The sequence below is a fragment of the Mesorhizobium sp. M7A.T.Ca.US.000.02.2.1 genome, from assembly GCF_003996995.1.
Lineage (GTDB): Bacteria > Pseudomonadota > Alphaproteobacteria > Rhizobiales > Rhizobiaceae > Mesorhizobium.
Genome location: NZ_RZTT01000046.1, coordinates 1 through 23,795, shown reverse-complemented (window position 1 = coordinate 23,795; position 23,795 = coordinate 1). Strand labels below are relative to the sequence as shown.

General features: G+C 62.7%; 19 protein-coding genes and 1 tRNA gene. 9 read left to right on the top strand and 11 right to left on the bottom strand.

What is annotated here, in order from left to right:
- Positions 1-157: 157 nt before the first annotated feature.
- Positions 158-1,972: a methyl-accepting chemotaxis protein gene (locus tag EOD15_RS07070; protein ID WP_127408386.1), complete on the bottom strand. Its 1,815-nt coding sequence runs from the start codon at positions 1,970-1,972 to the stop codon at positions 158-160.
- Between the two features lie 419 nt (positions 1,973-2,391).
- Here EOD15_RS07070 and EOD15_RS07065 point away from each other — a divergent pair, with 419 nt between their 5' ends.
- The 5 genes from EOD15_RS07065 to EOD15_RS07040 all read left to right on the top strand — a co-directional run bounded on the left by EOD15_RS07065 (position 2,392) and on the right by EOD15_RS07040 (position 7,570).
- The gene (locus EOD15_RS07065; RefSeq protein WP_127322911.1) at positions 2,392-3,282 is read left to right on the top strand and encodes a D-alanyl-D-alanine carboxypeptidase family protein; all 891 of its coding nucleotides are present in this window, start codon (positions 2,392-2,394) and stop codon (positions 3,280-3,282) included.
- A gap of 528 nt (positions 3,283-3,810) precedes the next feature.
- A complete protein-coding gene (locus EOD15_RS07055; protein WP_127408385.1) occupies positions 3,811-4,737 on the top strand; it encodes a DUF1003 domain-containing protein in 927 nt (308 codons plus the stop codon).
- Between the two features lie 131 nt (positions 4,738-4,868).
- A tRNA-Arg gene (locus EOD15_RS07050) sits at positions 4,869-4,945 on the top strand.
- A gap of 391 nt (positions 4,946-5,336) precedes the next feature.
- Positions 5,337-6,587, top strand: a complete 1,251-nt coding sequence (locus tag EOD15_RS07045; protein ID WP_127322734.1) for a hypothetical protein — start codon at positions 5,337-5,339, stop codon at positions 6,585-6,587.
- A gap of 74 nt (positions 6,588-6,661) precedes the next feature.
- Positions 6,662-7,570, top strand: a complete 909-nt coding sequence (locus EOD15_RS07040; RefSeq protein ID WP_127322733.1) for a DNA adenine methylase — start codon at positions 6,662-6,664, stop codon at positions 7,568-7,570.
- Between the two features lie 360 nt (positions 7,571-7,930).
- Here EOD15_RS07040 and EOD15_RS07035 read toward each other — a convergent pair whose 3' ends face one another.
- Positions 7,931-9,064: a LacI family DNA-binding transcriptional regulator gene (locus EOD15_RS07035; RefSeq protein WP_185928980.1), complete on the bottom strand. Its 1,134-nt coding sequence runs from the start codon at positions 9,062-9,064 to the stop codon at positions 7,931-7,933.
- 576 nt (positions 9,065-9,640) lie between these two features.
- Here EOD15_RS07035 and EOD15_RS07030 point away from each other — a divergent pair.
- From EOD15_RS07030 to EOD15_RS07015, 4 genes are all read left to right on the top strand, one after another.
- On the top strand, positions 9,641-10,603 hold the full coding sequence (locus EOD15_RS07030) for a sugar-binding protein (protein ID WP_127320038.1): 963 nt from the start codon (positions 9,641-9,643) through the stop codon (positions 10,601-10,603).
- A gap of 115 nt (positions 10,604-10,718) precedes the next feature.
- On the top strand, positions 10,719-12,257 hold the full coding sequence (locus EOD15_RS07025) for a sugar ABC transporter ATP-binding protein (protein ID WP_127320040.1): 1,539 nt from the start codon (positions 10,719-10,721) through the stop codon (positions 12,255-12,257).
- Between the two features lie 53 nt (positions 12,258-12,310).
- Positions 12,311-13,306: an ABC transporter permease gene (locus tag EOD15_RS07020; RefSeq protein ID WP_027040007.1), complete on the top strand. Its 996-nt coding sequence runs from the start codon at positions 12,311-12,313 to the stop codon at positions 13,304-13,306.
- A gap of 23 nt (positions 13,307-13,329) precedes the next feature.
- The gene (locus EOD15_RS07015) at positions 13,330-14,229 is read left to right on the top strand and encodes an aldose 1-epimerase (RefSeq protein WP_127320042.1); all 900 of its coding nucleotides are present in this window, start codon (positions 13,330-13,332) and stop codon (positions 14,227-14,229) included.
- Between the two features lie 39 nt (positions 14,230-14,268).
- Here EOD15_RS07015 and phnN read toward each other — a convergent pair whose 3' ends face one another.
- From phnN to EOD15_RS35705, 9 genes are all read right to left on the bottom strand, one after another.
- A complete protein-coding gene (gene phnN, locus EOD15_RS07010) occupies positions 14,269-14,898 on the bottom strand; it encodes a phosphonate metabolism protein/1,5-bisphosphokinase (PRPP-forming) PhnN (RefSeq protein ID WP_164761676.1) in 630 nt (209 codons plus the stop codon).
- The gene (locus EOD15_RS07005) at positions 14,895-16,034 is read right to left on the bottom strand and encodes an alpha-D-ribose 1-methylphosphonate 5-triphosphate diphosphatase (protein WP_127320044.1); all 1,140 of its coding nucleotides are present in this window, start codon (positions 16,032-16,034) and stop codon (positions 14,895-14,897) included. The genes phnN and EOD15_RS07005 overlap by 4 nt, the downstream gene beginning before the upstream one ends.
- Before the next feature lies 1 nt (position 16,035).
- Positions 16,036-16,755, bottom strand: coding sequence for a DUF1045 domain-containing protein (locus EOD15_RS07000; RefSeq protein ID WP_127320046.1), 720 nt, complete (start codon positions 16,753-16,755; stop codon positions 16,036-16,038).
- A gap of 153 nt (positions 16,756-16,908) precedes the next feature.
- A complete protein-coding gene (gene iolB, locus EOD15_RS06995) occupies positions 16,909-17,721 on the bottom strand; it encodes a 5-deoxy-glucuronate isomerase (RefSeq protein ID WP_127320048.1) in 813 nt (270 codons plus the stop codon).
- 197 nt (positions 17,722-17,918) lie between these two features.
- Positions 17,919-18,137 carry a DUF3329 domain-containing protein gene (locus tag EOD15_RS06990; RefSeq protein WP_127269081.1) on the bottom strand — a complete coding sequence of 73 codons (219 nt, stop codon included), beginning with the start codon at positions 18,135-18,137 and terminating at the stop codon, positions 17,919-17,921.
- A 58-nt stretch (positions 18,138-18,195) separates the two neighbouring features.
- Positions 18,196-19,113 (bottom strand): myo-inosose-2 dehydratase, encoded by a 918-nt coding sequence (gene iolE / locus EOD15_RS06985; protein WP_127320050.1) that lies wholly within the window; start codon positions 19,111-19,113, stop codon positions 18,196-18,198.
- Between the two features lie 223 nt (positions 19,114-19,336).
- Positions 19,337-21,187 (bottom strand): 3D-(3,5/4)-trihydroxycyclohexane-1,2-dione acylhydrolase (decyclizing), encoded by a 1,851-nt coding sequence (gene iolD, locus EOD15_RS06980; RefSeq protein WP_127408384.1) that lies wholly within the window; start codon positions 21,185-21,187, stop codon positions 19,337-19,339.
- Between the two features lie 34 nt (positions 21,188-21,221).
- Entirely contained in the window at positions 21,222-23,156 is a 1,935-nt protein-coding gene (gene iolC, locus EOD15_RS06975; protein ID WP_127408383.1) for a 5-dehydro-2-deoxygluconokinase, read from the bottom strand.
- A 238-nt stretch (positions 23,157-23,394) separates the two neighbouring features.
- The coding region (locus EOD15_RS35705) for a hypothetical protein (protein WP_185928979.1) at positions 23,395-23,795 on the bottom strand (401 nt) is incomplete at its 5' end.

Here is a 23,795-nt window from a genome sequence, read left to right as displayed (position 1 = left end):
GCGCCAACGGAAGTCTCCCTCCCCCTTGTGGGGGTCCGAAGGACGGGCGAGACCCGTGGCTCGCCCCGGCAAGTTAGGGGTGGGGGTCCGTGCCGGGCAGACATCTCAAGAATTCCACGTGCGATAGCCCTCCCCACAAGGGGGAGGGTGGGCGCCTCTACTGCCGCTTGTATTCCCGTACCGGCGACTTGGTGTCGTCGGTGTAGGTGACCTGCACCGACATCGATTTCACGCTGTCGGCGACCTTGAAATAGGGCTGGTAGTCGTAGGGGATGGCGTAGGGGTCCTTCTTGTCGCAGGGCGGCATCTTGATCTCCTTGTCGAGCGCCGCGCCGTTCAGGCTGTAATGCACCTGTTTGATGGCGCAGCGGTAGGACAGCATCTGGGTGAAATAGACCAGGCCGTGATTGCCGCTGGCATCGAAGGCGATCCACGAGGTCCAGAACTGGTCCAGGATCTGCTTGTTGCCTTGCTGAAGGGCGGTCTCCGGGTCGAAGCGGATGTCGAACGGGCCGGTCTCGCGGCCCCTGATGTCGAGATATTTGATGGCGATGATCCCGGCCACGGTGCTGTCGGGCATCTCGAAGCTCGGATTGGCCATCGGCTTGCCGGTGGTCTGGTCGTTCATCGCCAGGAAACCGGTGTCGGTGAACGGACCGCTGTCGCCCATGCGCCAGGAGATGGCGGTCGCCGGCTCCGGCAGCGAGATGGTCATCGACCAGCCCTGGTTGGAGCGCATCGGCGTCAGCGAAGGCACGAAGCGGGCGGGATCGAGCACGTCGCCGAGTGCCGCCAGCCGGCTGCGGCTGCGGTCCAGCCAGTCGGCGAGCTGCGTCTGGTCGACGAAATATTTGAGCAGCCCGCCATCCTTTTCGTAGGACGTGAACTGGGTCAGTGCCTTGGCCTCGTTGCGCTTGTCGGCCAGCGTCTGGGCGCCGAGCCGGTCTTCGGAAAACTCCTGCGCCAGCAGGAAATAGGCCGGCGCGAAATCCGCATTGGCTGATATGAAGGCGTTGAGCTTGTCGAGCCGCTGGGCGTCGTCGAACTGCTGGATATGCACCAGCTTGATCGACAGCGCCTTGCCCTTGTCGGCAAGCGCGCCGAACACCTCGCGGGCGCCGGCCTTGCCGTCCTGCACCCGAAGCAGCGTGGCAAAGCGGGTGTAGGGGTCGATGGCGTCGACGTCGAAACCGGCAAAGGCGAGATAGGAACGCCGTGCATTGAGCATGTCGCCGGACAGCTCGTAGACGCGGGCATTGTGGTAGAATTCGTCCGGCCGCTTCGGCTCGGCGATCGCCCCGCCCTGCGCGGCAAGCGCGGCAAAGCCTTTGGCTATTGTGTCGATCGAGGCGGCGATCTGCTGCGTCGTCGCTTGCAGTTTTTCGGTCTGGGCCTGCTGCTGCGCCTGGCCGGCGGCCAGCGTCTCGGTCTGCTTCTTCACCTCTTCGGTGGTCTTCTGAACTTCCGCCGTCTGCTGCGTCTGCTGCTGCTGGGCGTTAGCGATCTCGTCGGCCTTCTTCGCCACCGTGTCGGTGGTCTGCTTGACCGCCTCGACCGTCTTTTGCGTCTGCGTGACGGTCTGCTCGATCCTGGCCACTTTTTCGGACACGATGCCCATCGACTGCTGCAGCCCGGCAATGGCCGGCACCAGGCTGGCGATCACCCCGTTCTGGGCGTTGGTCTGCTGCTGCAGGCCGTAGACGCCGCCGGCGACGGCCGCTGCTGTTGTGGCGAAGATCAAGGCCGGCAGCGCTCTGGCCGCCAGCACCAGCCTGAGCACGATGGCAATGGCGATGATGATTGCGGCCACCGCGGCGATCAGCGCGATATAGGCGGCGAACGGCGCCAGCGGATTGAGGATGTCTGATACGGCACCCCCGATAAAGGCGACGCTGCCGGCCCATTTGCCGGTGCGGCTGAGCGATGCCCTGATAAGCGAGGGCGCTGCGCCCCCGGCCCCGATATTCGTCATGCCAAGCCCCCAAGCCCTGAGATACCACGCCCCTTCCCACGGGAAACGCGGCCCTGGCAAGGAAAGACACGGGAAAACCGGCGTTTTCGGGGCAGATGCTCGGCGGGGCCGATAGCCGACGCCGGCGCTGCCCCTCATCCGCCTGCCGGCACCTTCTCCCCGTGAACGGGGAGAAGGGCGATGCCGCGGCGTTGGCGTTCACTCTGCGACGCCGGCGGTTGGCGAACCCGTCGAGGAGAGCGTCCTTCTCCCCGTTCACGGGGAGAAGATGGCGGCAGCCAGATGAGGGGCGGCGCCAAGCTCTGAAAATATGCGCAAACCTGGGCAAATGCCTTGCTGCCGCCATTAACCAAATGGACGCATCACATGCGTTACGTTAGCTTCGCCGCATCTCAGCAACAGCCGACCCCAGAACAGACTTGCCCTTGTACAACCCCCTTCCGCTCATCCAGAGAGTTTTTGCGGCACTCGCCCTGCTGGTGCTGCTGGCCGGCTGCTCGACCACGACGCCGCCCGACAGCGTGCTGGCCGTGCCGGCGCCGGCGCAGAAATATGCGGCCATCGTCGTCGACGCCAGGACCGGCAAGCAGCTGTTCGAGGTCAGCTCGACGGCGCAGCGCTACCCGGCCTCGCTGACCAAGATGATGACGCTCTATCTGCTGTTCGAGGCGCTGGACTCCGGCCGCGTCGGCAAGCAGACGCAGATCCCGGTGTCGGACCATGCCGCCTCGCAGCCGCCGACCAAGCTGCGCTTCCGGCGCGGCGAAAGCATCGACGTCGATTCGGCGATCCGCGCCATCGTCGTCAAATCGGCCAATGACGTGGCGGTGGCGGTCGGCGAATATCTCGGCGGTTCGGAGGACCAGTTCGCCGCCATGATGACATCCAGGGCGCGCCAGCTCGGCATGACCAGCACCATTTTCCGCAACGCCTCCGGCCTGCCCGACGGTGGCCAGATGACCACGGCGCGCGACATGGCGGTGCTCGGCATGGCGCTGCGTCAGCGCTTTCCGCAGCAGTTCCACTATTTCTCCGAAAGCGACTTCATGTTCCGCGGCCGGCTGGTGCGCGGCCACAACGACATGCTCGGGCGCGTGCGCGGCGTCGACGGCATCAAGACCGGCTACATCAGGGCCTCGGGCTTCAACATCGTCACCTCCTACAACGCCGACGGCCGCAATTTGATCGTCGTGGTGATGGGCGCCGACTCAGCCCGCCAGCGCAACGACCATGTCGAAGCGCTGATCCAGCGGAGCCTGTCGCCGACCATGGACGGCACCAAGACCAGGCTGATGTTCGCCGAGCAGTAGTGGCCGCGGCGCGGTTCGCGTCTGGGTGCACGGCTGCCGCCCACCACTTCGTCATCCACGGGCGAAGCAAGGAGGGTAGCGACGCGGCGCAGACCCGAGGATCCATGCCGGGACTCCAAACGCGTCACCACCCTGCAGAACCTTGTGCACGTTGGCGGGACAGCGCCCCCCTCTGTCCTGCCGGACATCTCCCCCTCGAGGGGGGAGATTGGCAGCTTCGGCGCTCCGCTCACTCCTGTGACGGTGGAAATTGGCGAAAGCCGGGATAACAGCCAATCTCCCCCCTTGAGGGGGAGATGTCCGGCAGGACAGAGGGGGGTGATTGGCGCAGACATCGGGCAAGTTCTTCCCGCTTCGGCCAATTTCGAACGTCTCCACCCGCCCTGAGCCTGCGAAGGGCGAGCCGGGTCAGCCACATCGCCTTCTCCGATCAAAACCACTTGTCCGGCCTGCGAAATCCGTGCCCGGCGCTGGCTATGCGCCGCCACCTCTGTCTATCGTCGCCCAGCACCATCAGGAGCCCGCACCATGAGCACCGTCCCCAAAACGCCCGAGCAACCGGCAGACAATCAGAACGATGACGGCGGCGAATATTTCGAGGCGCCGACCCTCAGTGAGTTGGAGGCCGACCCGGTGTCGGACGAGCATTTCGAGACGCCCGAAGTGCCGGACTCCGAACCCGCGGGCCCGGGCGCCCACCGTGGCAAGCCGAAGAAAAAACCGTCGGCGATCTCGGGCCGCAAATTCCGCAAGCGCGACCTGGTGCGCATCGACACGCTGCGCCCGAGCCTCGCCGACCGCATCCGGTCGGACCATCCCGACCTGCCGGCCGGCGCCCGCATCAGCCGCGCCGAGCTCGGCCGCTACCGCATGCGCTACATGGAGGAGCTGCTGCAGCAGGAGCACGGCGAATTCTCCGAGCTCGACCGCCAGGTGGTCGAATCGATCGCCAGGCAGGACACGATTTCCGAAAACTCGGAAGAAGAATTCGAGGAGCACCGCACCTTCGCCGACCGCGTCTCCGACAACATGGCGGCCTTCGGCGGCAGCTGGTGGTTCCTGATCTCGTTCGGCAGCGTGCTTCTGGTGTGGATCGGCATCAACCTGCTCGAAGGCATGAGCGCCGCCTTCGACCCCTACCCCTTCATCCTGCTCAACCTGCTGCTCTCCTGCATCGCCGCCATCCAGGCGCCGATCATCATGATGAGCCAGCGGCGGCAGGAGTCCAAGGACCGCCTGCGCTCCTTCAACGACTACCGCGTCAACCTCAAGGCCGAGCTCGAAGTGCGCCACCTGCACGAAAAGCTCGACTACCTCATCTCGCGCCAATGGACGCGCCTGGCCGAAATGCAGCAGATGCAGCTCGATGCGATGCATGAACTGGCGGGCGCGAAGAAGCCGAAGCGGGCGGTGCGCGGAAGGCGGACGACGAAGACCGAGCCGGCAACCTCATAGGCCGCAGCCCGGACGCACCGGGCCAGGTCGCCGCGCCAATCGCCATTTGCCCGTTGAAGCCCGCGCCTGCTTCCGCTAAGAAGCCGTGACTTGCCGGTTCACCGGCTGGTTCGTTTTCCGGATTCCGGAAAGCACCCGTAGCTCAGCTGGATAGAGCGCTGCCCTCCGAAGGCAGAGGTCACAGGTTCGAATCCTGTCGGGTGCGCCAAATTTCACAATGATAATAAACGTTTAGGCCGGGATCGTTTTGTCGCGCTCGTACTTGATCGTAGGGAAATGTGGAACAGAGCAGCAACTTGTAGCCGTTATCCGTACAAAATCCGCACAGGAGATCACTCTTCGTTCGCATTTCTTGGACACGCAGGCAGAATTTGGAACGGGAGCCATTTGCACCCGCAGCCGGGTTCAGTTCCCATCCCTTTTGCCTGGATTGCCTAGGTTCGATCATTTGAATAGGAGGCGCGCACCTCTTGCCGCAAAATTATTTTGCTGACTGAAATATTTTGGTTTCCAGAGTTGTAAATCAATATTCCCCTCAACTATAAACGACAGCAAAACATTGGGGGAGCAGGATGGCGAGGCGTCAAATAGGAAAGTTTGTGAGCGTCGATCGAATATTTCTGGATCATGAGAATCCGAGACACGTTCCATACGACACACAGGAAGAGGTTATTGCCTACCTTTGCAAGCAGGAGCAAATTCTGCCCATCGCGCGAGACATTGTTAGCCACGGGCTGAGCCCTTTAGAGCTTTTCGCGCTCCTCCCTGGAAAAGTCTCTGGAACCTACATAGCTGCCGAGGGCAATCGTCGACTGTGCGCCTTGAAACTGCTCAACGACCCAGATCTGGCCCCTGCACATCTTAGGAAAGATTTCGAAAAGCTTTCTAAAGGGTGGGAGGCAACCGATGAAGTGGCGTCAGTCGAGTTCAAAAGTAAGACAGAAGTAAAAGTCTGGTTAGATAGATTACATGATGGCCTGTCTGGAGGTATCGGTCGGCGGCACTGGAACGCTGATCAAAAGCAGCGCAACAGTGGGAAAAGGAAAAACAGCGTTGCTATGGCGGTGTTGGATTATGCCGTCGAGAACAACGTCATTTCGGCAGCCGATCGAGCTGGGAAGCTGACTACTGTTCAGCGGTTCCTCGGAAACTCTCTCATGCAAGAGGCGTTGGGAATTGACCGAACGGACCCGACCGAATTGAAGTCCAACCGGCCAAAGGGCGACTTCGATAAGTTGCTGACTCAATTTGTCGGTGATCTGCAGACTGATAATGGTCAGGTGACATCTCGAAAAAATAAACCCGAGATCGATGAGTATGCCCGCAAACTCAGCCGAATGACCGGGTTGTCTGGGGAGACAGTTGCGCCTGCACCGCTTACCGCCCTAGATCCAAAGGGCAAAACAAGCGAAAAGGCGGCGAAGCCAAAGAGTCCAGGGGCGCCGAAAAAACTACCTTACGACCAAGCTATTGCAGATGAGCTAGGAAAGCTCGGAAGCTACAAGCTTTCGAACCTGTATTTTTCGATCTGCAACATACCGCTCACCGACAACACACCCATCGTTGCGATCGGACTTTGGGCCTTTGTGGAATCGTTGTGTGCAAAATTGGGCTCTACAGTGGATTTCATTTCTTTCCTCAGCGTTCTCCGTCTGACGGGATACGGTCTTGGAAACAAAGAACAGACCAAAGGTCTTCGAGAGGCCATCGAGCGCGTGTCAAAATACGGCAACACCACGAAGCACGATGAAGACGCCGCACATTTCAATGGCACGCAGTTGGCCAATGATATGGAAAAAATGAGAAAACTTATCTTTAAATGCGTCGAGGACGCTGTATCTAAAAAATAGCTCGTATCCGCATGGCCGTCTCGCGTTCCCGGTGATAGAAGCCCTTTGATATCAACGCAAAAGGCGGCCCTGCGATGTCGGTAACAGCCTCACCACTGAGATATCCCGGCGGAAAGACGTGCCTTTTGCCGCTGATCTCACAGGTGTTGCGGATCAACGATCTTGAACTCGGTCACTATGCCGAGCCATACGCGGGCGGATGTGGCTTGGCTCTCTCTTTGCTGTACGGTGGACATGTCAGTGACATACACATTAACGACGTAGACCCATCCATCTGGTCGTTCTGGCACAGCGTACTGATGCGAACCGAAGAGCTATGCTATCTGGTAGCGAAGACTCCAATCACGATAGACGAATGGCGGCGGCAGCGACAAATCCATTTAACGCAAGATCAGCAGGATCCCCTTAGCCTAGGCTTTTCCGCTTTCTTTTTGAACCGGACGAACCGATCGGGTATTATTAAAGACGCTGGTGTGATCGGTGGATTGGCTCAGATAGGGACCTACAAGATTGATTGCCGATTCAATCGAGACGATCTCATTCGAAGAATTAGGCGCGTATCAAAATATAAGAATAGAATACATTTGTCACGACGTGACGCACTAGCATTTATTAACGATATGAACGCGCAGAAATTGGAAAATACTTTTTTCTGTATTGACCCCCCTTATTTCAGCAAAGGTTCAAGCCTTTACACAAGTTTTTATAATCCATCTGATCACGCAATTTTGGCCAGCGTGGTTCTAAAATTGGAAGATCCTTGGGTTGTCACCTATGACAATGCACCTCAGGTGTCTAAGTTATATCGAGATCGCCGACAGTACGAATTCGACATCAACTACTCGGTCGAAACCAAGCGGATCGGAACCGAGCTTTTCATTGCGTCAAAAGGTTTGAAGCTCCCTGGGTCGCTAAAAGACCGTCAGGTGAACCGTCCTCAATACCGGCCTGCGACGTCCTCCGCTTTAAGCTTGGGAAGTTAGCCCTTGCGACCAGAGATTCCAACGACTTGCGTGTAAACGGGTCAGAAAGCGCCCGCTGGAAATCAATGGGTTGCACTTCGATTGTAAAACCGTTTCGACCGTGGCTCATAGGGGCCAATCGTCCTTTGCCACCCAAGGCTCGCTCAACCTCGAAGACCGCTCCATTCTTGGTCCCTGCCGTCCCCCGTGATGACCCGTTGAACTTTGCCGGTCGGCTCACCGATCGAGGATATCGCCGGCGGCGTCGCAACTTGCCCAGCAGGACGGTGCATTTCGGTGGCGCTACCGGCAGGGCATGCATTTGCGGGGTTGGGCGTCTCTCTGCCTCGCCTGCCCCTGATTGCCACTTGTTCAGGTGTCTCATGAGTTTGCCACCACCCCCCTCACCCCCCGCACACTCTCCCGCTCCACCAGCGGGCACTCCAGCTTCGTAATCGGATACCGCCCGCGCCCCACCAACGCCGGCGCTTCCAGCTGTTCGATCGCCCATTGGCCCATCGCCATGTGGGGCAGGATCGAAGTCGTCAGCGGCGGGAACAAATGCCGGGCAATTTCCTCGTCGTCGTAGCCGACCACGGAAATGTCTTGCGGAATGTGCAGGCCGGCTTCCTTCAGCGCTTCGTAGCAGCCGATCGCGGTGCGGTCGTTCTGGCAGAAGATGGCGGTGGGTCTATCCCTGAGCGCCAGCAGCTTGACGGTCGCGGCATAGCCCGCGCTGGCCGACCAGTCGCCCTCGACCACCAGCTCGGGATCGAACGGGATGTCGGCGGTGGCGAGCGCGCGGCGGTAGCCCTTCAGCCGGTCCTGGGCGGCCTGCATCCACGGCTCGCCGGTGATGGTGGCGATGCGGCGGTGGCCGTGGCTGATCAGGTGGCGGGTCGAGCTCTGGCCGCCGGCGATCTCGCTCGGCACCACGGCGGGGAAGGCGTAGTCCGCCGTGTAGCAGTTGAGCAGGATCACCGGGATGTCGAGGCCGTAGAGGTAATCGGGCGCCGTGATCTCGCGGGTGAAGATGGTCATGTAGATCAGCGCCGAAGTGCCCCGCTTGGTCAGCGCCGAAATGGCGCGCGGCTCCATGACGGCATCGCCCAGCGTCTGCGCCACCAGCAGCACGTTCCCGGCATTCCACGAGGCCTGGCGCGCGCCCTCGATGGCGACCACGGCTTCCGGGCTGGTGGCGAGCTGGTCGACGGCAAAGCCGATCACCCCGTCCAGCCCTTCGAAAGCTGGCCCCCCGAAGGCAGGCAACGCCGGGTGAAGGGCCTCGAAAGCGGGCGCGGTGTAGCCGAGCGTCCGCGCGGCTTCGATCACCCGTTCGCGGGTCTGCTGCGACAGCTTGATCCCCGGCGAATTGTTGAGCACGAAGGAGACGGTCGCCTGCGAGCAGCCAGCCGCCCTGGCGATATCGATCATGGTGACGCGGCCCTTGGCGCCCTTGGCCGGCGCCTTGCGCCGCCTCGCCGTGTCGCTGGCCCGATCCGTCGTCTCGCTCATGGCAAATCCCAGTCTGGCAGGCCGGTCAGGCCGGCAAGATGGCGTGACGCCGTCGATGCATAGAGATAACGTCCAGGCCGTTTATAACTATTAGTATGCAGGAGGTCCATCCGCCGTGGATCTCCATACAAGCCAAAACTCAAAGGGCGGAAGGCTTGGGCGGCGGGCCAGCGGTGATCACGGCTCGGCGGCGGGCGCACCGCGAAACCCCGGCATTGGCTCGGAACTAATACTGTTTACTAATACAAAAATGCGCTGTACCGTCAATCCGTCGCGTCCGGCCGGTCAGGTCCGGGGCGGCGGGAGAGTGCGAAAAATGGCCCGGTGGCGAGCGGATCCTAGCTCCGCAAGCCTTGTCTCGGATATGTGATATGTCAGACAAATCGGACTATTTACGAACGAAGGATGAGTCTCTAAGGTCCATGATCGTGGCTGGAACGACGCCATTCTTTCGGTGCCGGGAACCCCTTTGAGGAGGAGGGCGTCCAAGCTGCAAACGGCAAATCAGGTCAGTGCCAAAATCAGGTCAGTGCAAGATCGGCCGGTCCAACGACTGAGCCAAACGGGAGGTTGAACATGAAATCCTTGATACGAACTGCATCCGTAGCCGCGACCGCGCTGCTGCTTGGCCTGTCGGCCACGGCAATCGCGCGCGCCCAAGACAAGCCGACGCTGGCCTTCGTCGTCAACGGCGCTTCCGATTTCTGGAAGGCCGCCGAAGCCGGCGTCAAGAAGGCGCAGGGCGAACTGCCGGACTATACGCTCGAGCTCAAATATCCCGAGCAGTCCTCGGTCGCCATCCAGCAGCGGCTGATGGACGATCTGGTGACCGCCGGCGTCAAGGGCATCATGGTCTCGGCCGTCGATCCCAAGACCTCGACCGATGGGCTGAACAAGATCGCTTCGGAAACCGCGCTGTTCACCACTGACTCGGACGCCCCGCAGACCAAGCGCGTCGCCTATATCGGCTCGTCCAATGTCGATGCCGGCAAGCAGGCGGCCGAAATCGCCAAGAAGGCGATGCCCAATGGCGGAAAATGCCTCGGCTTCGTCGGCCTGCTCGGCGCCGACAATGCCAAGGAGCGCATCCAGGGCATGAAGGATGGTCTCGCCGGCACCAAGATCGAGCTGATCGACGTGCGCGGCGACGACATCGACCAGGCGCGCGCCAAGAAGAACGTCGAGGACGCGCTGGTCGCCAGCCCCGACGTCACCTGCATGGTCGGCTTCTACTCCTACAACACGCCGCGCATCTATGAAGCGCTGCGCGATGCCGGCAAGCTCGGCTCGATCACCGTCGTCGGTTTCGATGACGATCCGATCACGCTGGGCGGCGTCAAGGAAGGCACCGTTGCCGCAACCGTCGTGCAGCAGCCCTTCGAATGGGCCTATCAGGGCATGAAGCTGATGGCGGCCTATCTCAAGGGCGACAAGTCGGGCATCCCGGAAGGCAACCTCATCATCATCCCGACCAAGATCATCGGCAAGGATGACGTCGACGCCTACGCCGCCAATCTGAAGGCGATGGCCGGAAACTAAGACTTGAAGCAGTTCAGCCGGCTCAACGTCGCTTGGGCCGGCTGCTCGCATTGACGAACACCGCGAGGATCGTCAGTCTGCCAAAAGGTCGGCCCGCCAATCGCTGTCAGGCATGATGAATTATTCCGATACATCCATCGTCGCGACTAGCCCGTTCCTCAGCCTCGAGAACGTGCGCAAGACCTATCCGGGCGTCGTCGCGCTCGACGGCTTCTCCATGGAGGTCAGGCCGGGCGAGGTCATCGGCCTCGTCGGTGAAAACGGCGCCGGCAAATCGACCTTGATGAAGATCCTCGGCGGCGTCACCACGCCCGACAGCGGCACGATCACCGTCGACGGCACCGCGCATGACAGGCTCTCCGTCGAAGCCAGCCTGGGCTCGGGCATCGCCTTCGTCCACCAGGAACTCAACCTGTTCGAGAATCTCGATGTCGCCGCCAACATCTTCTTCGGCCGCGAGCCGTTACGCGCCGGGCCGCTGAAACTCGTCGACCGCGCCAGGCTCCGCACCATGGTGGCGCCGCTGTTGAAGCGCGTCGGCGCCAATTTTTCCGCCGACACCCAAGTTGCGACCCTGTCGCTGGCGCAACAGCAGATGGTCGAGATCGCCAAGGCGCTGTCGATCGAGGCGCGACTGGTCATCCTCGACGAGCCGACATCGAGCCTGCCGCTCGCCGAGACCGACAAATTGCTCGACGTCATCAAGGCGCTGAAGGCCGACGGCATCAGCGTCATCTTCATTTCGCACCGCCTGCACGAGGTCGAGCGCGTCGCCGACCGCGTCGTCGTGCTGCGCGACGGCATGCTGGCCGGTACGCTGGGCAAGCACGACATCGGCCACGACCAGATGGTCAAGCTGATGATCGGCCGTATGCTGAAGGAGCGCGAAAAGGCCTCGGAAGCGGCGCGTGCGCCCGGCGCCGTAGCGCTTGCGGCCAAGGCCATCCGCACACCTGCCTATCCCGGCCGGCCGGTCGACCTCGACGTCAGGCGCGGCGAAATCCTCGGTCTTGCCGGGCTTGTCGGTTCCGGCCGCACCGAACTGGCGCGGGTGTTTTTCGGCATCGACTCCAGTCTCGGCGGCGCGCTCGAGCTCGACGGCAAGCCGCTTGCGCTGGCTTCCGCGGCCGACGCCGTCGCGCATGGCATCTTCCTGGTGCCGGAAGACCGCAAGCTCACCGGCATCCTGCTCGACCTGTCGATCGCGCAGAACATTTCCTTGCCCAATCTGCCTGCGCATGCGCGCCGCTCCCTGGTGTCCAAAAGCGCCGAGACCGCCACCGCCGAGAAGCAGAAGAAAGACCTCGGCATCAAGGCGCCTTCGGTGCAGACGCGCACCGGCACGCTGTCGGGCGGCAACCAGCAGAAGGTCGTGCTCGGCAAATGGCTGGCCATGAACCCCAAGGTGATGATCCTCGACGAGCCGACGCGCGGCATCGACATCGGCGCCAAGGCGGAAATCTATGGCCTGATGCGCGCATTGGCCGACGCCGGCGTCGCCGTGTTGATGATCTCGTCGGACATGGAAGAGGTGATCGGCGTGTCCGACCGCATCGCCGTCATGCATGAGGGCCAAATCTCGGGCATTCTCGACAAGGATCGGTTCAGCCAGGAAAACGTGCTGCTGCTGGCGGTGGGCAAGCAGCCGAAGTAGTTTTGCCGGGGTCTCGCTCAAGCGCGATCCGCTCAGGCATTGGGGAGAAGACGATGAGCAAGAAAGATCTCGGCCTGCTGATCCTGATCCTGGTGGTCGGGGCGATCGTGGCGATCATCAATCCGCGCTTCCTGCTGCCGATCAACCTCGCCAACACCTCGAACCTGATCGGCCTGTTCGGCATCCTGTCGATCGGCCAGGCCTTCGTCATCATCACCGGCGGCATCGAATTGTCGGTCGGCTCGGTGGTCGCGCTGCTCGGCACGCTGTTCATCGACTTCATCGCCGTGCGTGGCATGGAATGGCCGCTGGCCTTCGTGCTCATCCTGGTGCTTGGCGCCATCATCGGCCTGGCGCATGGCTGGCTGATCACAAGGCTCAAGCTGCAGCCCTTCGTCGTCACCCTGTGCGGCCTGCTGATCTACCGCGGCGTCGCCCGCTTCTACACCGCCGACGGCACCGCGGGTTTTGCCTTCGGCCAGAATTTTCCCGACCTCGAATTCCTCACCGCCGGGCGCTCATACGGCGTGCCGAACAGCTTTATCGCGCTGATCGTCATCTCGATCGTCATGTGGGTGGTGCTGCACCGCTCGGTGTTCGGCCGCTATCTCTACGCCATCGGCAAGAACGAGGAGGCGGCGAAATATTCGGGCATCCGCACCGGCCGCGTCGTCATCGCCGCCTATGTCATCTGCGGCGTGCTGACGGCGCTGTCGGCGATCTATTTCGCCATGTACACGCGCTCGATCTCACCGGCCAGCCACGGCCAGTTCTACGAACTCTACGCCATCGCCGCAGCCGTGCTCGGCGGCTTCTCGCTGCGCGGCGGCGAGGGCTCGCTGATCGGGGTCATCCTCGGCACGGTGCTGCTGCAGGAGTTGCAGAACCTCGTCAACCTGCTCGGCATCCCGTCCTCGCTCAACTTCGCGGTGATGGGCGGCGTCATCCTCATCGGCGTGCTGGTCGACCAGCAATGGGGCGTGTTCCGGGAACGGCGGCTGATGGTCGACGCCACCCGCAAAAGCGCCGCCGGCGCGGCCGCGGAATAGCGCCTCGCGGCGAATGGCGGGCGATGGCTGCAATTCCTGAACCGTTGACGCTCAGGGCCGGCGCGCTCGAAGCCGAACTGGTGCCGCAAATCGGCGGCAGCCTCAGCGCGCTGCGCTGGCGCGGCATCGATCTCATGCGCAGGCTCTCGGACCATGATCGCGAAGCGGGCAACGTGCTTGGCGTTGCCATGTTCCCGATGATGCCCTACGCCAACCGCATCGCCGGAAATACCTTCGAGTTTCGAGCGAAGCGCTGGCGGGTCCAGCCCAACAATCCGCCCGAAGCCATCAACGTGCATGGCAGCGGCTGGAAACACCCCTGGACTGTCACTGCGGCGGGCGACGCCCAGGCAACGCTGTCGCTGGATATCGCAGCCGACCTCGAACCCTACTCCTATCACGCGACGCAGGCTTTCGTGCTGTCCGAAGAAGGCCTCGGCGTGACCATGACACTGACCAACACGGGGCCGGTTTCCATGCCGTTTGGTTTCGGCCTGCATCCCTGGTTCGATCGCGACCCGGACGTCACGCTGCAATTCAAGGCCGCGCGGTTCTATCTGGAGGAACCGCATGGCATCGCCGGCGATCCGATAGCGCTTGCGCCCGAACTCGACTTCGCCGAGAGCCGGCCTTTACCCGCCGGCTGGCGCAACAATGATTATGGCGGCTGGACGGGTGAGGCGACGCTTCGCTTTCCGGCGCGCGGCGCGGGTTTGCGCATCAAGGCCGATCCGATCTTCAAGCACCTGATGCTGTACGCCGACCCGGCCAAGCCTTACTTTTGCGTCGAACCGCAGACCATGTCCTCCGGTGCTTTCAACCGGGGCGGATGGAGCGATCCGGACGAGGGCACCATCGTACTCGCCCCAGGCGAAAGTTCGGCCGGCACGGTGTCGCTGATGCCCTTTGCGCTTGGGGCTTAAAGCGCCCATGGCGTGAACGAGGCGTCAGGAGCCGACGATCTAGATCAGGCCCGACATGTCCGAAAAAGCCATCGCCTTGCGCAGCACCTCGGCGAAGCGTTCGCCGGCCGTCTCGCGCGGGCCGCTGTTGTCGATCGAGGTGACGCCGGGCCCGGACAGAGTGACATTGGCGCTGCGCGCCAGCCGCGCCAGCACTTCGCCGCGTGACTCGCGGCCGCGCATCGCCAGACGCTCGGCCAGCACTTCAGGCGAGGCGGTGATCTCGACGATGGCCAGATTGACATAGCGTTCGCGCAAGGAGGGGATGATCGCGCGCGACACATTGGCGACAGCGACACGGCCATTGGCAACGGACCAGTCGACATCGGCGGGGATGCCGTAGCGCAAGCCGTGCGCTTCCCAGGAGATGGCGAAGGCGCCATCGGCTTCGGCCTCGACGAAGGCGGCATCGGCCAGCGTGTCGTGGTCCTCGCTGGCGACATCGCTCGGCCTGGTGATGACGCGGCGGACGAACTCCAGCCTTGTCTCATCGGCAAAGCGGGCGCGGGCGTAGCCGATCACTGTGTCCTTGCCGGCGCCGCTTGGGCCGACGACGGCGACGAAAACGCCATCGCGGATCGGAAACGTCTCGGCCGACAGTTCACGCTCGATCGATGCCGACACCATCATGCGACCCGGCGTCCCTGCCGCCACACGGTGCGCACCACCGGGACATGGTCGTCGACGCGCACGCGCACCAGATCGGCGCGGCGGCCCTGTTCGATGACGCCGCGATCGGTCAGGCCAACCGCATCGGCCGGGTTCTTCGAGACCATGGCGACGGCCTGCGGCAGGGAAATGCCTTCGACGACATCGCCGAGGAAGAACGCCGACTGGATCAGGCTGAAGGGAATATAGTCGGATGACAAGATGTCGAGCAGGCCGTCGCTGGCCAGCGTGCGGGCCGAGACATTGCCCGAATGCGAGGCGCCGCGCATGACGTTGGGCGCGCCCATCAGCACACCCATCCCGGCCTCTTTCGAGGCCCTGGCGGCCTCTTCCGTGGTCGGGAATTCGGCGACGCGCACGCCCTGCTCGATCGCCTCGTCGACATGGCCTGACGTGGCGTCGTCGTGGCTGGCCAGCACGATGCCGCGCTCTTGGCAGGCGGCTGATATCACCGCCCGGTTCGGCGCCGAATTGCGCGCCGATTCGGCCATCCGCTTTTCGCAGAACAGCTTGAAGTCGCGATCGGTCAGCTTCAGCTTGCGCTGGTAATAGTAGGCATAGGTCTCGAGATCGACGAACTGGCGCTGGCCTGGCGCATGGTCCATCAGCGACGCCAGCTTGACCCGCTCGTCGCCGTCGAAATTGGCGAAAGCCCTGAGGCAGTCCGGTGCCGAAACCTCGCAGCGCAGATGGATGAAATGGTCGGCGCGCAGACGGTCCTGCTTCACACTGTCCTCGATGGCGTCGGCCAGCTTGCGGATGTCGGCCGATGTCAGGTCGGCGTCTTCGTCCATGCCGACGCGCAAGGCGTCGAGCACGGTGGTGATGCCGGCGGTCGCCACCTGCGCGTCATGGGCGAGCACGGCGGCGATCGGATTCCAGCGCACCTTGGGCCGCGGCGCGTAATGGCCCTCGAGGTGGTCCGTATGGAGTTCGACCAGCCCGGGAATGATGTAGTCGCCGCCCATATCCTCGCCGGTGCGGCTGGTGCCGGCTTCGATGCCGGCGATAAAGCCGTCGCGCAGCACCAGCGAGCCCTCGACAATCTCGTCGGCAAGCACGATGCGGGCATTGTGGAGAACAGTCTCGGCGGTCATTTCAGGCAGTCCTTGAGGCGGTTTTTCTGGCCGGGCGGCGCCCGAGCGCGTGATGCGAGAGCACCATGAACGGTGCACCCGGTTCGGTTTCGACAAACAAGGTCAGCGCATCCACCAGCACCTTCTGTTGCAGCACGTCCGCGAACAGGCTGTCGATCGCTGCGCGCAAACGAGGGCTTTCCTGTGACCCCGCCCGGCCGGACAGCGTCATGTGGAAGCGAAAGGTTTCGAAGACATAGGGGTAACCCCATTGGCAGAGGTTGCGGAACTCGGCCGGCTTCAGCGAATCCGGGCTGCGCCGCTCGATTTCCGCTTCGCTCAGCGGTGCGCGAAACCGGTCGAAGTCGCGCACCACGTCATCGGCGAACCGGTTGAGCGCAGGCACTGGCCCTTCCGGCACCAATGCGAAGAAGCCGTCGATCTGGCTGATCACGAGACGCGGGATGGTCACCACCGGCGTCACCTCGGCGAATTGGTCGAGTGCGGCACGCAGCGAGGTTTCGGTCTCGTTGGTAGCCAGGCGGAACGGGGCTTTCAGCGTCGCGTGAAAGCCATAACGGCGCGCCGAAGCGGTGTGGAAAGCGACTTCCGCCGCCGACAGGTCTGCCACCGCTTCGACCGGCCTCGTCGCGGCGCCGAACGGGTCGCGGCCCAGCCAGTCGGCGGCGATCCGCGCCAGAGGCTCGTCCTGCCGGGGGGTGAAATAGAGGGCGTAGCGCATGGAAAGTCCTTGTCAGCTTCGCTGCCATAGGTGATTTCCATGACGAATTGACGAAGCCTTGCTGGCTTTCAGGTAACAAAACGCTGCGGCGGGGTCATTAGCCGACGATTTTTTCGTGCTGGACCAGGGAGCGAGTGCTCACGCATCGACCGATCAGGCCTTCATCAACCACTCGTGCTCGGGCGCGTTGTGGAATTTCCACGTCCGCTTCGGCCCTGCCATGACGTTGAGATAATAGAGGTCGTAGCCGTGGCAGGCGGCGCAGGGGTGATAACCCTCGGGCACCAGCACGACATCGCCATCCTCGATCGCCATCGCTTCGTCGAGCGCGCGGTGGCCATTCTTGTCGGCATCGGTGTAGACGCGCTGGAAGGCAAAACCCTGCGGCGGGTTGAGACGGTGATAGTAGGTTTCCTCGAGATAGGATTCAGCGGGCAGATTGTCCTGGTCGTGCTTGTGCGGCGGATAGCTCGACGTGTGGCCGCCGGGCGTGATGACCTCGACCACCAGCAGCGAATCGGCCGGCTTGCCCTCCGGCAATATGTTGGTGACGTAGCGCGTGTTATTGCGCTTGCCGCGCACCTCCTGGCCGAGATCGTCCGGTGCGATCACCCGCACCGGCAGACCGCCGCCAAGGCCCGGCGCCGAGCAGACCGCGAGTTCCAGTCCGGTGTCCGCCGTCACCGACCAATCCGATCCCTCAGGGACATACACCGACCACGGCTTGCCCTCGAAGGGCGACATGCGCTCGCCGAGCAGGCCGAGGTCCTTGCCGCCGGCTGAAGCCTTGCCCTTGCCGGTGACGAACACCAGGCAGACTTCACGATCCTCCGTCTTGCCGGAGACGCTCTCGCCGGGCCTCAGCCGATGCAGATCGAAACCGACATAGGTCCAGCCGGCGCTTTTCGGCGTCACATGGGCGACGCGGCCAAGGCCTTTGTCGGCTTTCACGAGCAGCTTCGACATTTTTGTCTCCTATTCCGTTGGCTTGAAGGACTCCGTGAAGCCAAGCCGCCTGTTTGAAAGGGCCATCGCAAATCTTCGGCCGGCGCCCTTCCAACTTCGTCATCCTAGGGTCTGCGCCGCGTCGCTTCGCTCCTTGCTCCGCCCCAGGATGACGAAACGAGAAGCACTGCAAGCTAGTCGCCAACGCATGCGATCAGTTACTCCTTCGGCTCGGGCTCGACCGAAGGCTTCGCCTCGTCAGCAGGCTTGTAGAGATAAAAAAACTGCCAGACGGCGTAGCCGGCGAAGCCGAGCGCGATCATGCCCCAGAACGGCGTGCTGGTGGCGAACTCGATGATCGACCAGATGACGCAGACCGCGACGATGGCGACACGCCGCCACAAAGGCCGGAAGAAGGGGTGTTCGGAATCTTTCATAGGGCCAATCTACAGCAATCGGTCTCGCCGGGAACCCGTCGCACCAGCCATTGGGAAACTAGACATTTGGAAAGCCTTGCGTCTCGACCGTATAGCCGGCGGCGGTCATGACGCGCATCAGTTCCTTGTAGCCAACCTGCGCCATCCTGAGTGGCGGGTTCTTTTTCGGGTCCTGCTCGGCCTCGACCACGAACCAGCCCTCATAGCCATGGTCGGCGAAGCGCTGCACGATGGCGCCGAAATCCAGCGAGCCGTCGCCCGGTACGGTGAAGGCGCCCAGCGCCACCGCGTCGAGGAAGGATTGCTTCGAGCGGTCGAGCCTGTCGATCACCTCCATGCGAACGTCCTTCACATGCACATGGCTGATCCGGGTGTGATGGTTGTCGATGGCGCGCAGCACGTCGCCGCCGGCGAATGCCAGATGTCCGGCATCGAGCAGCAGGGGAATGCCGGCTCCGGAATAGCGCATGAAGGCATCGAGTTCCGGCTCGGTCTCGACCACCGCCGCCATGTGGTGGTGATAGGACAGCGGCATGCCCTGTTCGGCGCACCATTCGCCAAATTCGGTCAGGCGTTTCGCGTAGGCCTTCATCTCGTCATCCGACAGCTTCGGCTTGGTCGCCAGCGGCTTCGAGCGGTCGCCCTGGATCGAGCGGCCGACCTCGCCATAGACGATGCAAGGCGCATTCACCGCCTTGAACAGGTCGATCATCGGCTGGATGCGATCCTTGTTGTCGGCCATCTCCCCATCGACCAGCGTGCCGGAGAACCAGCCGCCGCACAGCGTGACGTCGGCGGCTTTCAGGATCGGCAGCATGATTTCGGGGTCATTGGGAAAACGCCGGCCCATCTCCATGCCGGTGAAGCCGGCCGAGCGCGACTGGCGCAGGCATTCGTCCAGCGATACGTCGTCGCTGAGTTCCGCAAGATCGTCGTTCCACCACGCAATGGGGGACATGCCCAGTTTGGCTTTCAAGTCGTCACTCCGGTCTAGAACAGTTATCCTTTGGTTGCCGCCGCCCCTCATCCGCCTGCCGGCACCTTCTCCCCGTATAGTGACGGGGAGAAGGGGTCTAGCCGCGACCTCGGCGTCTTTCTTGCGACGGCGGTGATTGGCGAAAGCGGTGGTGACAGCGTCCCTCTCCCCGTCCCTATACGGGGAGAGGATGCCGGCAGGCAGGTGAGGGGCAGCGCCGACCTCAATCACCCACACTCTGCATCTTCCGCTTTTCGTCATACGCCTTGCGCGCCGCGTTGACCTGCGGCCGTGCCGACACTTCCGGCACCGCCACGTCCCACCAATGGCCGCCGGCATCTGTGGAAACCAGCGGGTCGGTGTCGATGACGAGCACCGTTGTGCGCGTATTCTTCCTGGCTTGTGCCAGCGCGTTTTCCAGCCCGGCGATCGACGGCACTTTCTCGGCAATCGCCCCCATGCTCGCCGCATGCGCGGCAAAGTCGATGTCGGGCAGGACCTCGTGGCGCGAGTCCTTCAGCAGATTGTTGAAGTTGGCGCCGCCGGTCGCCATCTGCAGCCGGTTGATGCAGCCGTAGCCGCGATTGTCGAGCAGCACGATAGTGAGCTTGAGGCCGAGCATCACCGAGGTGGCGATTTCGGAGTTCATCATCAGGTAGGAGCCGTCGCCGATCATGACGACGATCTCCTCGCCGGGCTTCGCCATCTTGGCGCCGAGCCCGCCGGCGATCTCGTAGCCCATGGTCGAGAAGCCATATTCGCCATGGTACGAGCCGGGCGCGCCAGCCTGCCATAATTTGTGCAGCTCGCCCGGCAGGCCGCCGGAGGCATTCAGCAGCGTCACACCGGAGCCCATGGCGCGCTGCACGGCGCCGATCACCTGCGCATCGGACGGGTAGGCGGCATTGGTCGACGCGGTCACCTTGGCCGCCTCGGCCTGCCAGGCCTTCTTGCCGGTGGCCGCATTGGCGGTCCAGCTTGCCGGCGCCTTCCAGCCTTCCAGATCCGCGCCGAGTTCCGCCAGGCCCTCGGCCGCATCGGCGACCAGTGGCAGCGCCCGGTGCTTGCCGGCGTCGAAGGGCTGCACGTTGAGCCCGATGATGGTCTTGCCCGAATTCTTGAACAGCGCCCACGAACCAGTGGTGAAATCCTGCAGGCGCGTGCCGATGGCCAGCACGACATCGGCTTCCTCAGCCAGCCGGTTGGCGGCAGAAGTGCCGGTGACGCCGACCGCCGCCATGTTGAGCGGATGGTCGTCCGGCAACGAGGATTTGCCGCCTTGCGTCTCGCAGACCGGGATGCCGGCGCTCTCGGCGAATTTCGCCAGTTCGTCCGACGCCTGCGAATAGAGGACGCCGCCGCCGGCGATCACCAGCGGCTTCTTTGCACCCTTGAGCGCCGCGACTGCAGCGGCAAGCTCATGGCGATCCGGGCGCGGCCGGCGCTGGTGCCAGACCCGCTCGGCAAAGAAACTCTCGGGGTAGTCGTAGGCCTCGGCCTGTACGTCCTGGCACAGAGACAGCGTCACCGGGCCGCATTCGGCCGGATCGGTTAGCACAGCCATGGCGCGGCTGAGCGCCGGGATGATCTGCTCCGGCCGGGTGATGCGGTCGAAATAGCGTGAAACCGGACGGAAGCAGTCATTGACCGTCGCCGTGCCGTCGGAGAAATCCTCGGCCTGCTGCAGCACCGGGTCTGGGATGCGGTTGGCGAAGACGTCGCCCGGCAAAAACAGGACGGGCAACCTGTTTACATGGGCGAGCGCCGCCGCCGTCACCATGTTGAGCGCGCCGGGGCCGATCGAAGAGGTCGCGGCCATGAAGCGGCGGCGGAAATTGGCCTTGGCGTAGGCGATCGCCGCATGCGCCATCGCCTGTTCATTGTGGGCGCGGAAGGTCGGCAGCTCGTCGCGCAGCTGATAAAGCGCCTCGCCGATGCCGGCGACATTGCCGTGGCCGAAGATCGCCCAGACGCCGCCGAAGATCGGGACTTTGCTGCCGTCGATCTCGGTCATCTGGCGGCTGAGGAAGCGGGTCAGCGCCTGCGCCATCGTCAGGCGGATTGTCTTGCTCATGGTGTTTTCCTCCGCAGTCCTATTCCGCGCCTTCTTATGCCGCCTTGCGGCCGCGCGCGGCAAGCCACGCATCCGTCAACTGTTCGAAGCGCTGCGCCATGTCGGCGATCGCCTCGTCATCCGACATCTTGCCGGCCAGCCATTGCTCGGCCGCATGGACGAAGATGGTTCTGCCGACCGCAAAGCCCTTGACGATGGGCGCCTTGGCGGTGGCAGCGAACGCCGCTTCCAGTTCGTCCTGCGGCGCTTCCAGGCCCAGCAGCACGACGCCGCGGCACCACGGGTCGTGCTTCAGGATCACGGCCTCGACCTTCGCCCAGGCGCCGCTCGACGCCTGCGGCTCGAGCTTCCACCAATCCGGCTTGATGCCGAGCGCATAGAGCTCTTCCAACGCGCGCGGGATCGTCGTGTCGTCGAGCTTGCCATGCTTGCCGGCAATGATCTCGATGAGAAGTTCCCTGCCGACCTTCCGCGCGCCTTCGAACAGGGCGCGCAACTTCTGCTGCTGTTCTTCCTTCAGCGCCGCCGGATCGTCGGGGTGATAGAAACACAGGCATTTGATGCAATGGTCGACCGGCCATTCGACAAGCTGCGAGCCGATGTCCTGCGAGAATTCGAAGCGCAGCGGCCGCGAACCCGGCAACTCTACCGGCCGCCCGAGCCAGGCGAAGGAATGCCTGGCGAATTCGAACATTGCCTTGCGGCCGTGTTTCTCGTCGATCAGCATGCCGTAGCCGTCGCGGCCGGCGGCGACCTTCGCCGCCGCCTTGACCGCCAGCACCTTGAATTCTTCGATCCGCGCCGGATCGGCACCGGCCTTTGCAGCCACATCCTCGAGCTGCACACGGTGGTCGCAGGCGAGCGCCATCAGCGAGGGGATGTCACGCCGGCGCGTCGTCGCCCAATGGATGTGGTTGATCGCCTCGTCCTTGCGCAACGCCAGATGCTTGCTGCCGTGTTTGAGGAAGAACCGCAACTCCTCGAAGGTCGGATATTCCGGCGCGCAGAGCAGCCGCGACACGGCGAAGGCGCCGCAGGCATTGGCCCAGGTCGCCGCTGTCGCATGGTCTTCGCCACCCAGCCAGCCGCGCAGGAAACCGGACATGAAGGCGTCGCCGGCGCCCAGCACATTGTAGATCTCGATCGGAAATCCCTTGCCGACGACACCGTCCTCGAGATCGTCGCTGATCGGTCCATCATAGACGATGCAGCCCATGGCGCCGCGCTTCAGGACGATGGTGGCGGACGACAGCGAGCGGATCGTCTTCAAGGCGCTCAGGCAATCGTCGGCGCCCGACGCGATCATGATCTCTTCCTCGGTGCCGACGATGAGGTCGCAATCGGGCAGCACCGTCTTCAACTGCGCCGAGACCCGGTCCGATTTCACATAGCGCTCGAACCCTTCGGCATGGCCGGCAAGGCCCCACAGGTTCGGCCGGTAGTCGATGTCGAACACCACCTTGCCGCCCTTGGCCTTCATGATGCGGATCGCCTTGCGCTGCGCGGCATCGCTGTTGGGCCTGGAAAAATGCGTGCCGGTGACGACGATCGAGCGCGCCGAGGCGATGAAGGCCTCGTCGATGTCTTCCGGCGCCAGCGCCATGTCGGCGCAGTCCGAGCGATAGAAGATCATCGGCGAAACGCCTTCGTCCTCGACCGACAGCAGCACCAAGGCGGTAAGCCGCTCCTTGTCGGTCTTAAGGCCGTCGACATTGACGCCTTCACGCGTCAGCTGCTCGCGGATGAAGCGGCCCATCTGCTCGTCGCCGACGCGGGTGAGCAGTGCCGAGCGCAGGCCGAGCCTGGCCGTGCCGACCGAGATGTTGGCCGGGCAGCCGCCGACCGACTTGGCGAAGGAGGTGATGTCCTCCAGCCGCGAGCCGATCTGCTGCCCATAAAGGTCCACGGAAGCGCGACCGATAGTGATAACGTCGAGCGGCGCGTATTCAGCGTCCACGGCTTCGCTCATTGGAACCTCCCGTCGGCCTTGTTGTGTTCACGCGCGAGCGGCAGCGTGGCGCCGGGAATATGAAATAATAATTCCAATCCATAGTCAATATGGAATGAGCGTTCCCTATCTTAAAAGTGGCGCCAGACGATGGCTGCAGGAGATTTAGGACGTAGACTCATTACCGCTTAGCCGGTGTGATCGAGACGAGTTAGGGGGGAAGCCGCCAGCCGACAAACGACCCGTTGCAGACATTCGGCTATGATAATGCAGTCCAAACCACGCTCTCAAGGTCGAGAGAGTAGCGGGCGATGATAGCCTCCTGATCATTTTCCTGCGTCAGAATTACCTGCTTCCCAGTAGCGTCACCGAGCAATCGCATAAAGCGGTCAAGCTGCTCAATTTCGGTTCCTCCGCTGACTTGCCTTGGATCGAAGTCGAACTCAATTTCGACAGCGCTGAAGAAGTGACATGCAAGCTGGATTGGACCGACATAAAAAGAAAGTAAGCTGCCTGTTTCGCTTTTCAGGGCGGCTTCGATCCCCAATGGCATCGATTCGATCTTGCCGGAGACACTGAAACTGGCAGGCGGGGTCCATTCGAGGAGGATGTCCCAGACGCCCTGCCAATCTGCCTCAGACGTGTTCAGAACGTAGATGT